Annotated in this window: 9 protein-coding genes; 2 read left to right on the top strand and 7 right to left on the bottom strand. The window is 41.5% G+C overall.

All coding sequences use genetic code 11. The features are described 5' to 3' along the window. Positions 1 to 616: 616 nt before the first annotated feature. From ACX0G7_RS26900 to ACX0G7_RS26885, 4 genes are all read right to left on the bottom strand, one after another. Positions 617 to 1,444 carry a hypothetical protein gene (locus ACX0G7_RS26900; RefSeq protein ID WP_458926642.1) on the bottom strand — a complete coding sequence of 276 codons (828 nt, stop codon included), beginning with the start codon at positions 1,442 to 1,444 and terminating at the stop codon, positions 617 to 619. A 167-nt stretch (positions 1,445 to 1,611) separates the two neighbouring features. Beyond that, positions 1,612 to 2,283 carry an AbiV family abortive infection protein gene (locus tag ACX0G7_RS26895; protein ID WP_458926641.1) on the bottom strand — a complete coding sequence of 224 codons (672 nt, stop codon included), beginning with the start codon at positions 2,281 to 2,283 and terminating at the stop codon, positions 1,612 to 1,614. Positions 2,284 to 3,806: 1,523 nt separating this feature from the next. After that, positions 3,807 to 4,337 (bottom strand): hypothetical protein, encoded by a 531-nt coding sequence (locus tag ACX0G7_RS26890; protein ID WP_458926640.1) that lies wholly within the window; start codon positions 4,335 to 4,337, stop codon positions 3,807 to 3,809. Between the two features lie 34 nt (positions 4,338 to 4,371). Continuing rightward, positions 4,372 to 6,219, bottom strand: a complete 1,848-nt coding sequence (locus tag ACX0G7_RS26885) for a hypothetical protein (RefSeq protein WP_458926639.1) — start codon at positions 6,217 to 6,219, stop codon at positions 4,372 to 4,374. Between the two features lie 3 nt (positions 6,220 to 6,222). On the opposite strand from ACX0G7_RS26885, the gene ACX0G7_RS26880 reads away from it, so the two are divergent. Both ACX0G7_RS26880 and ACX0G7_RS26875 read left to right on the top strand, forming a co-directional pair. Then, positions 6,223 to 6,528, top strand: a complete 306-nt coding sequence (locus ACX0G7_RS26880) for a transposase (RefSeq protein WP_458926638.1) — start codon at positions 6,223 to 6,225, stop codon at positions 6,526 to 6,528. A 14-nt stretch (positions 6,529 to 6,542) separates the two neighbouring features. After that, positions 6,543 to 7,535, top strand: coding sequence for an IS3 family transposase (locus ACX0G7_RS26875; RefSeq protein ID WP_458926643.1), 993 nt, complete (start codon positions 6,543 to 6,545; stop codon positions 7,533 to 7,535). Positions 7,536 to 7,567: 32 nt separating this feature from the next. On the opposite strand, the gene ACX0G7_RS26870 is transcribed toward ACX0G7_RS26875, so the two are convergent. The 3 genes from ACX0G7_RS26870 to ACX0G7_RS26860 form a co-directional block, all read right to left on the bottom strand. Then, entirely contained in the window at positions 7,568 to 9,001 is a 1,434-nt protein-coding gene (locus ACX0G7_RS26870; RefSeq protein WP_458926637.1) for an NACHT domain-containing protein, read from the bottom strand. Next, on the bottom strand, positions 8,985 to 9,716 hold the full coding sequence (locus ACX0G7_RS26865) for an SMEK domain-containing protein (RefSeq protein WP_458926636.1): 732 nt from the start codon (positions 9,714 to 9,716) through the stop codon (positions 8,985 to 8,987). Before ACX0G7_RS26865 ends, ACX0G7_RS26870 begins: the two co-directional genes overlap by 17 nt. 739 nt (positions 9,717 to 10,455) lie before the next feature. Next, the coding region (locus ACX0G7_RS26860) for an IS3 family transposase (RefSeq protein ID WP_458926635.1) at positions 10,456 to 10,773 on the bottom strand (318 nt) is incomplete at its 5' end.

The following is a 10,773-nucleotide window of genomic DNA, read 5'->3' as shown; positions in this document are numbered from 1 at the left end:
ACGGGGTCAACATCGTCCGGAACAGGGGGGTCAACATCCCCCGGAACACCGGGGTCAGTTTGCTCTGGAACATGGGGTCAGAATATCCCGGATTTTACACGTTACCTAATGGCTACATCGAATTGACAATTTTTATAATAGTTAATTGGGGTTAGGAAAAATTAGGAGAAATTAAAAAAAATCGACCCCCAAACCGACCACCGATTTCATCTTTAAATATTTTGCACTCCTAAGCCGTAACTAGGTTAAACGTAAATTTCAACCTACGAAAACAGGAGAGCAAAAAGCCGCAAAGTATTTACTTGGTACTTCGATGGGTGGCAATTACTACCGCTATACTCCCATTTCGATGGACTTCGCTGATAATCGAAGATTGCAAAAATGATAGTATCGAAGAAGGCATTACAAATCTGTTTATTTCGTGCCTCTTCATTTTTTAATACTTCTTCCATATAACAAATTTCGATTATAGAATTTTGAAATCTATGGCGGCTGACAGATTAAGTCTTGTCGATGTACCGGCATTAGCGTTCCGTCAGCATTAATGTATTACAAAAGTCCAATAGAATTAATTAGTTCGGCACTTGTCCTTCAGCCGGTATATTCGCAATCCCTGTTAACAGGAGTTGTTGTGTTTGAAAAAATTTGCCCTTTCAATCAACCGCTCTGCATATATTTTATCATCTGTTTTAAGATGGTCAAATATAATGAACTCCAACACTTCATTTAAATACAACAGAAGTAATGGCAGCTTTCGATAGAGATAATCCCACTGAGTTTCTATGCTCTTTTCTGTACTAAAAACAAAATTGAGGTTCTGTATTTCAGTCAGATTGTTTTTATTCTGTGTTGTAGATGGATGAAGGGCTTTATTAGACATATTTTTGATGCTGTCAGGGCTTCCAGGATTGAAAACTATATCATAAATGTCAACTGCTTTTATTGATTTAGAAAATAATGCTCCCTCGGAAATATGGAGCAATTCCTTAATGTCGTCTTCACTGAGTTTTGCCGTGTCAAATTTTTCTTCTGTATTAAACCTGTCGAGAAAGTCACTTGTAAAGTACAGTCGCAAAATGACCAGTAGATTATAGACGAATGGCTTTCTTATAAGTGCCAATGTGACTGTTAGTCTCTTTTGCAAAGAGGCAAGTAGTGCAATTTGCATAAACTGGCAAATGTCAGCTATTAAGGCATTTAATAAATTGCTTATATTTATCTCACTGTGTTTGTCATGCTCACCAGAACGGAGTAAGTAATCAAGAATATGTTCTCCTTCAAGAAAATAAGGCTCTTTTGTGAACTGCAAACTTTGAACTCGCAAATTCCTATAGTCGTCTTTAACAACGAAATCTTCAATTTGGTAAAGCAAAAATTCACATGACTTGTGGGATTGTTGAAATTTCTCGGGAAGGTAGAAAAAGTCAAATCTTTCATTTCTCATAAGTAAAGGGAAGTTAGGTCATTGCCTGCTAACGGACTGGCGCTTGCCGATGTACCGGCGTTAGTATTCCGTCCGCTTAAATTTATTACAAATTTTAATAGAATTGGATGGTTCAGCACATTCTTGTCAGCGGGTATATTGGCAATCGCATGTTAGCAGCGGCTGGTTTATAAAACGAAATTCACCATTTCTTTTGCATTACCTTTTTCGAGCAAGCCTGATTGTTCTGCTTGCTGATAACAATTCACCAATGCTTGCTTCATTGCAATCATGTCGCCCTTCCAAACTGGCTTTAGATGCTTCACCCATAATTTCAACTCTTCTTCACTCGTCATGCCAGCCTTCACTTTTCCAGCCATCAATTTTGCAACACTCAAGATTGTCTCACTTAGCTCTTTGTCTATAACATCTTTTGGAGTACTCCATTTGCAATTTGAGAAAACATCAGAATAGAATGCCAATTGCTTCAGATTATCTAAAGTCTGTCTATGAGAACTTCCATCATCTACGGTCTGTCTCATTTCTTCCATGTACCTTGCACCTTTCTTAATTAATTCTGGAACAATCCAATCAGTATTTTTAGATGTGTGCGTTCTATAGTTTTGCCAACCCTTTTTAAGTTCCTTCGGGTCTTCTTCTAAAAGTATCATGCGCTTTATTGCAGGCTTTCCCGCCTCTTCAATTGCCAAGATTGCCAAAGCCGTTGCTCTCTCGTATCGACCATTATCGTGCAGGAGAATAGCATCTTGCAATAGCGACCTCACATTTTCAAGTGCAGCTTTGATCCCCTTTGCTGCATCTTCTGGCGTTAGTTTTTGATTGTATTGTCTTTTTCTCATGAGTCGCAGCTAAAAGTTGTATTTACGCATGTTCTCGTTCAGTTTTCAATTAATTATTAATTGAAAACTGAACAACCCTGCTGCTCAAATTTAAAATAAGCAATCTAAAACCAAAAGGAACTGAAAATTAGCTAGTCGCTTGTAAGGCACTAAACTTAAGCTCAGGTAAAATTAAAAGGAGCAAGAGGGTATTAAAAATCAAGATTGAGGACATTATAACCATTAAACCGACCACCGATAAAAACGAACATGTCATAATTAATTGATTTACGGATAACTATGGATTTTGTTATTCCGGAAGACAGGATTCGAAAGTGCTTTGTAACAAGCTGACCGTCATCCAACTTATGACTTTCCAGGTCGCTGACTCACCAGATGACTCACTCATTATTGTCATCGTTGGCGTTAGCTTCAAAACTGTAATCGTCGGGTAGCACAAGCCAACCCGTCACGTTACAGCTTGGAAATTTTTAGTTGTAAGTTCCTAGGTACTTCGTTCATCTTCTAAACTGTAGTGAAGGAACTGAATGAAATGAATGAAAAGAACTATAACCAAATTAAAATAGGGCAATAAAGAAGCTCAACTGTAGAGATTCCGCAGGCGCTAATCCCTTAACAAGTTAGCACAAACCCAAACTACTAAATATGAAGGGTATGCCTTTACTGCAAGGCCTAGGTAGCCCGCTTAGCAATGTTAAGGCTGTAAAGTGCCGTGCAAAAACCAAAACTATATCCCAAGCTTTAAATTTGGCATTGATTGGTGTTGTAAGTATCCTTTTTCCCAGACACAATGTCTTGTCCATCAAACGTTTTCTAAGCATAGACAACGGTTGTTAATACTGCGATGCGCCCTTCGGTCGAATTTGTATACTTCCAGTTTAATAGGCAATCACAATCCTAATCTGGCCAGGGCAATCTTTTATCTTTTCTAAAAAGAAAACATCTGAAGTTTGATTTTACGTACTTTGCCCGTGTCTTGTACTTGCTTTATCAGAATTACTTTGCTCAGTAGTACAAAGCGGTTCTTATCACAACCGGTCCAATCAAGCCCGATTCTAACAGTGGTAAGTCCTTTGAGTAATGCTTCCACGTGGTGAACGTTTCATCGCCGGCAGCCGGTTTCGGTTCATTTGTCTTGTACCATTCCGGTAAGGCATGAATGCCTCCACCACTCAGGGCTGCAAATGGACGTATAGCCGGATTGACCGGTGATATTGACAGGAGTCCGCTACCTGCTCGTCACCAATCAAGCGATTGGGCCAGGGCCGCTGGTATTGGCGGCCTGTTAATCCTTTACCAAATGATTAAGGCTGCAGTTCGAAACCGAACTATAAAAGCACGGCGAAGATCAGCCTTACCCGTCGCAATAAGTGAAGGAAGGCGGAAGAAATTACTGCCTTCAGCGACAGCAGGCCTTTCTTTTAAGAATGCAGTTGTGTTGGTATTAGTAATGAGCGTTCCGAAAAGCAGGCCATTGCGTATTTAAGATCACAACACTTGTCTGCTGCTTTATTGAACCAAAATCAAGCTATAATCTCTTTTAAGCGCCACGTCAGTTCAACGGCTTCTACGGCACCTGCATTACTGAAATGGTCAAGCAACTTCACTAGGTTCCTGAAGTTTCCCTGGTCCTCAAGGATGGCCCGATGATCACTCAACAGTTTTTCTGTAATCAAAATAATTTCTTTTGTCGCTGATTGATCGTAGTGCAGACTGTCAGCCGCCGCACACGTGACGACTTTATCAAGCATATCCAGCACATATTGGGGTGAGATGTTCAGGTGGCCGTGTAGTAGTTCAATGAAGTGGTACCCGGTCCGTGCGAGCATCACGCCATTATTAATCTGCAAAGATCTGTCAACGAGGATATTCAGTACTGGTTTGATTTTATCGAAAAACGCCGTCATTCCTTTTAACGAGACAGGATAATTGTTACTTTTCAACCCATGCCCTGTAATCAATTGCAAAGTGTCCACGATCTCATCAATGGCTGCAAAATCATGGTTCACTGCAGTATCGCTCAATCCCTTGTCCTTGATGGAATTGAACGACAAGATGAGGATGTCCTCAATGAGTTTGAATAAGGTATTATGCAGATGATGATTGTCTTCGTAGCAGTTGTTTATGCTGCGGATCCAGCCATCTAATCACCTGAACCAAGACCATTCTTCTAAAAGGATAGTATTTAAGGTTGGTATCAAGAATGTTTTTTGTAAACTCGTGACCTTTCCTCCATAATTTCAGCACAGTCAAGGCGAAAGAGTCGACGACTTTGGAATCTTCTATGAAAGTTGCGAGCCTAGTGTTGGCTACCTCCAGCGCTTTGTGCACGCGGTCACTATCCTCCTCGATGATGTCATCGAAAGTGATATTATGTAGGAGCGATATCAGACAATTGCCGTCCAATTCTGTTTGGAACCTGGAATACATTATGGCCCAAAAGTCGTCACGGAATTCTAGCATGGCCCAAGCTGCTTGCAGGCACTCGATCACACAATATCGGACTGCGGAATCATTGTCAACTGCATGGCGGAGCAGCATTTTTAGTATTTTTTTATCGCGAGAATGCACCAAATTGTTTCGCAGAACAATAACCGCATCATACCGCGGTTCAGACTGACGCAGAAAATACTGGCTTTTTGCCGCTCTAAAATCCGTCGGAATGTAAGATGGGTTTCCTAACATGTTTGCTGCCATTTCATTCATGAACAGTCTTTGCTCAGGCCGTACTGCCACAACTGCGGAAAACTGAATTAGCTTTTTAATAATCTCAACATCGCAGATATGTCGAAAATGTTTTTTTCCCTGCGGAGAAATTGATGCAATTTCAAACAAATCAATTATCAGCTTCCATTCTGCTTCATCAATTTCCTTGAGTGTCGGGAGATGATTATTCGCTTTTTCGAGCTGACACAATTTCCCATAGGTGTCAACGTCTGCAGGAATATGGGGATTCAGATCTCTTCCTAACATCGCTTCGTCCACCATGACGGAATCTCTTTCGGTGATGATCCGTACGCCGCTCTGTGGTCGTTCATTTACTAGCTCTCCTAAGCCGTCAATCAGTGATTTGGTTTCATTGAGTTGCAAGCGTTCACGAGGTATACACCCAATCATTTTTCGCTTGATGCCTTCTATCCATTCGAGACTCCCGTATTCCCCCTTATCGTCCCTCTCTAGATCCAAAAGCAATTTCTCAATGTTGACTTGGTCTTCCTGACTTAGGACCGCAAACCCGCTTTTGAGCAATTCGCTTGCATGGAACTGTGTACTTGAACATAAATAAAGGGAGCCGTTTTGTAATAGCTCTCGAGTAATAGTTAACAATTCCAACGGGTGCTTTTGACATAAACGGAGCAGCAGATTCCACCACCCCGAAGCCGATGCAGTCTTTGCGATCAATACGAGTAATCGGGTTAGATCATTCCAGTTTTTTTCTTTCGCCAAAGACTCCAGAAACGCCTCCACGGTAGTCAAATGGCATTCTGGCCCATGATCAGTGTCAAGAGAACTTGTGCCAAGGTAATCGGGTACCAATTTAGATTTGTGACCCAGGAAACTGCAGTCAAATGAATTATTTAAAAAGGAAAATCCCTTCTTTTGCTTAAGATATGGATCTGTGATTGTGATCGCAATCTTTATGGCCATAGCAGGCCCGATTGTTAAAAGCTGCGAAAACGATTTTTCCAGTCTATACTGGACAATATGGTAATCCTGTTGCCGATTACTGGTCAGCATCATTGCGGCAGAGCCCAAATACGTCTCTTTGCGGCTTTCTTCTTTATGATGGTATAAGGTTTCATAAATATTCCCCGCGAGTTTTGCGTCTTGCACCGCAATCAGTAGCAAGTGTTCTGCAAGTTCTTGAAAATAACGAATGTAGAAGTTTGAGATGGTACGTTTTTCACGGACACGAAATTCCAATAACTTTGACATGTTATGGGATCCAACAAAAACAATCGTAGCCGTCGTAAATACGATGACGCGTTTAAACAGGATGTTCTAAAAATGATCGAATCAGGCCGTTCGGTGCCTGATGTTGCCAATGCGCTTGGCGTGACTAGTTCGCTTATTTATCGGTGGGTTAAATTGGCTGACGCTACGTCTGTTAAATCACCCGCCCAATCTTCACAGCCGAACTATGACCCTGAAAAAGTCGCTCTTCAAAAAAAGATCCGGGAGCTCGAGATGGAGCGAGAAATTTTAAAAAAAGCCTTGGGCATTTTCAGCCGGCAGACTCAGTAGTTGTTTATCAGTTTATCGCCAATCATCATGGGCAATATCCGTTACGCGATTTATGCCGGAGCATGGGTATAAGCAAAAGTGCATATTATGACTGGCGAAAACAAAGTACCTACAAGTTGTCAGAATCAAGAGAGCACATGGAACAGCAGGTTAAAGAAACTTTTGTAGAGCACAAAGGCCGTTATGGTGCTCGACGCATCATGCATGCTTTGTCACAAAGCGGACTGAAAATCAGCAGGTATCAGGCGGCTAGTGTTTTACGAAAATTCGGTTTAAAAGCGATCCAGCCGAAAAGCTATGTACCGAAGACAACCGCCAGCAGGCACTCGTACGCTGTAAGTCCCAACCTGTTAACTAGCACCTGGTGGCCGCAGCAGGTCAATCAGGTGTGGGTGTGTGACATTACTTACGTACCATTGAAAGATAGCGGCTGGTGTTATCTTGCTGTAATCATGGATCTTGTATCACGAAAGATCATTGGATGGCAACTTGCTGATAATATGAAGGAACAGTTAGTAATAGACGCACTTCGAAAAGCGCTGGGAAACCGGAAAAAGTTATATAATCTGATTATACACTCAGATCGTGGTGGCCAGTACGCTTCCAGCTTGTATCGGGCAATTCTTCGCAGGTACGACATTGATCAAAGCATGAGCGAGGCTGATAACCCATACGATAATGCATTTATGGAATCCTGCTTTAGTCGCATGAAGGTAGAACTGATGCAGGATAAAAGCTACCAAACCATTGAAAGTGCCCGCACCGAAATCTTTGAATACATCGAAGAATATTACAACAGAAAGCGACTTCACTCATCGATTCAATACAATAGTCCAGACACCTATGAACAACTGATACAAAAACAATTACCTTTGAAAAGCACAAACAATCGGCGATACATTATACCGAAGAAAGATTTTAGCGAAAGGGGGATCGACCCCCTTCCGCTAAAGCACAAACAAAACAGCTCCTCATTACCCAAAGAAGGGGAGATATTTTTTCACTAAGAGAATTTGGTGTCCGGCTAAAGTGAGCCACCTCAGTTCTCCACTGTAAGCAAGGACAGCACCTCTTTGATTAAATGCTTGGTTCGCTTACTTGATTTGCGGTAACATTTGCACACATTTTCTATTCCCCACTGCGCGCCGTTAGCGTCGTAAAATGCGGGATTGATGGCAGTCTTTCTTTTCGTTAATACATGCTCGAGGTAATTGTCAACCGCATCGGCCACCAGTTTCACTTGGTCCTTACTAGAATTATTTGTAAGAGATTTGACCGCGTTATCCAATTGGCAACCCAGCGAATACACAAACGGGTCAGCAAGTTGCTGCGAGAGTCGATGAAGCAAGATAATATCGCGTGACCTGACTTGATCGCGGTTGATAAAGCGCAGCCCATCCAGCAATTTTTTAATCAGCTGGCTTTTTCTTTCCTCATCACTGAGCTGGATGACAGGAGACAAGTCTTCCAGACTCCTGTAGGCACTTACCAATACAGGGTTTAACACCGACAGATAAAAAAGGCGAAACAGCGGCTCATCAACCCTCGCGATAAGATTAAAGTGGTGCCAAAAAATACTTCTTTCCTTTCTCCATAACCGTGAAAAGTAGTAAATGTAGGAGGGCCGAAAGATAAAAGGGAGCTTTTCATTTTCACGGATTTGCTCGATCAATTCCTTTCCGCTGTGATGAATAAATAAGCGGGACAGCGCATAGTCAAATATTATATTGTGGCGAAATCCCGTGTTGTGCGCATCAAATGAGGAGTCCGCTAAAACACCGTCACTGACGAGCTGTTGATATTCGTCAGCGTTTGCGTATTGTAAGACGTCGGCCTTTTTACAAGTCAGCTTCTGCGCAAGCGCTAGCTTTTCTGTTAGGTCATGCAAAAGTATCTCTTTTGCAGAGTCTTTTTCTATCTTTCTATCCCAATAATAACTGAGCAGTTGCTCTTCTGTTTGTATCGTCTCAATTTCATACTCGTTTGCTATGTTTTCAGATACAAGCCGTTCAAACAGATTCAGAAAGAAAGGTATCGTTAGTAATTGTCTAAGTTCTGTTGTAGATTTTTGGTAGACCGAAAAATATACCTTACAATGCTTTATCGCTTCCTCAACTTCTTCTCTGGTAAAGGCCGGGACATTGAACGTCCGGCAGCCTACGGGGCTCTCAAGTGATTTGTGTGGAAACAGGTCTATAAGCGCGGCTGACTTTTGCGCGTCATATAAGCGGCAAGTGACGATGATATTCCAATTGCCTTCTAACTGATTTCTTGCTCTACTGATGAACTTAACAATTTTACTGCGTAGTGCTGCATTCCGAGCAGTGTCAAAGGCGTCGAAGATCAAAATATGTTTTTTGTCCTGTGTCACTGTAGGAACATTCTGCAGTTCTTGCAGCCAGTTCACAGACAAGTTCAATTCTCTTCCGATTTCCTGATCAGTCGCTTCAATTAAATTATCGATCTTTATCATGGCGCAAGTAAGGCCGATATCCCAACAGTAAAGATTCTGTTGTTGCACTAAGAAACTTTTTCCCACACCTGGGTGACCAATAATTAGTCCACTTTTGCTGACAGAATGTAAACAGTTCACTTAGGAGATTGTTTCGCCGAATCGCTAAAGCGGTGTCACTATATAACTTTGACGTTGTTCGTAGCAGTTTTGTGTTCGTGTTCACCTGCGCATTCGGCCAAATATCGGGATAAAACTCGTTCAAAATTTCATGAATTCTCCTGCGGTCTTCAATGACCGGGTGCTGATTGATCTTCATGATCAATTTATCGATATCAAAGCCTTCATAATTATATTCTTGTTCCTTTCTATACTTCAAGTACTTTTTATCAACCCGCCCAATAAATAGGAGGCAAAAGTGATCATATGTTTTATACAACTCTTTTTTTAGTATCGCTTCTATAAAAGATCTGAATTTTGCTTGGTGTGCTTTAGTGGACGTGATTTGGAATGCGACTTTGGCCGCGTCGTCGCGTAGGTCAATGGTATCCGCGTTAGATTTTTGATCGTTATTATTCACTAGCTGAAACGGAAAAATGATATTTAAAATTTCGCAAAATAAGGTTTCCGCATGGATCGCGGCATCATGCAAATTTCCGTTATTATTTACAGTAATAAGGTCGGAGATCAACACTAGCTTTCGTGCAATTAGTGACGCGTAAGGATCAAGACTCATGGGTTCTTATTGTTTCGCCATATCAGGGACACACAATAGTAGCGATTCATGCTAATTTAGACAAATGTCGATGATACAAAAGTTAAACGAAACGCTATCTTGGGAGGGAAAAGGAAGAAGAAGCGAAAATGTGCTGGGACAACGTCTATTCAAAGCATTTGGACGAATGAATTTGTTTGACAATATGAACACAATTGACCATTCAGGCTCAGCAACGCCAAATGCTGGTTGATACGATGCTGCTAATTTCCATGACGTTTTAACAACTGAGCGCCGTAGCACATTCCGACTGACATTCATTATTTATCTAGCCGCCAAGAGGTTTGCTGGCTAGGGAGCCGTATTTAGCTTATTTTGGTGGCTTCGACATCCCAGCAGTATATTGTTCGAGGGTATATGCGGCTTCGAATTCAGGGATATTGCTCGAATATCGGTAAATCTATGTCTAACTGGAAAGTATGCGCAGTAAACCCTACTCTGCCTGTAATTCTGGGATTTTGGTTTGGTTTTTCGCTTAAGATTGATCCCGAGACGTTTCAGCTAGTTAACTGAGTCTTCTGGTTACTAATTTTTACAGATAGTTCTATCGTTGATCAGGTAGTCGCAATTTTGCTTTTCTAGGTGCTTTAGTAAATTCTCTATCCGAAATATAGTATTATGTTTAAATTGCGTTGTAAATAGTGCCCGTCTGCAATAAAGGGGGATGAGGTGGCTCATTTTAGCCGGACACCAAATTCTCTTAGTTAAAAAATATCTCCCCTTCTTTGGGTAATGAGGAGCTGATTTGTTTGTGCTTTAGCGAGAGGGGGTCGAGCCCCCTTTCGCTAAAATCTTTCTTCGGTATAATGTATCGCCGATTGTTTGTGCCTGATAAAGGTAGATCATTTTGTAACAGTTGTTCATAGGCTTCCGGGCTGTGATATTGTATTCCTGAATGCAATCGTTTTCTGTTATAATACGCTTCAATGTATTCAAAAATTTCGATGCGGGCATCTTCAATGCTCTCGTAGTGTTTGCCTTGGATTAGCTCTGCTTTCAATCTGCTGAAGCAGGATTC

The sequence above is a fragment of the Flavitalea antarctica genome, assembly GCF_054461535.1.
This window is presented reverse-complemented; position numbering and strand designations above follow the sequence as displayed.

Excerpts from the sequence above, each read along its gene's own strand:
- ACX0G7_RS26900 (WP_458926642.1), bottom strand. The coding sequence starts at position 1,444 with ATGAGAAATGAAAGATTTGACTTTTTCTACCTTCCCGAGAAATTTCAA.
- ACX0G7_RS26885 (WP_458926639.1), bottom strand. The coding sequence starts at position 6,219 with ATGTCAAAGTTATTGGAATTTCGTGTCCGTGAAAAACGTACCATCTCA.
- ACX0G7_RS26865 (WP_458926636.1), bottom strand. The coding sequence starts at position 9,716 with ATGAGTCTTGATCCTTACGCGTCACTAATTGCACGAAAGCTAGTGTTG.
- ACX0G7_RS26895 (WP_458926641.1), bottom strand. The coding sequence starts at position 2,283 with ATGAGAAAAAGACAATACAATCAAAAACTAACGCCAGAAGATGCAGCA.
- ACX0G7_RS26880 (WP_458926638.1), top strand. The coding sequence starts at position 6,223 with ATGGGATCCAACAAAAACAATCGTAGCCGTCGTAAATACGATGACGCG.
- ACX0G7_RS26870 (WP_458926637.1), bottom strand. The coding sequence starts at position 9,001 with ATGATAAAGATCGATAATTTAATTGAAGCGACTGATCAGGAAATCGGA.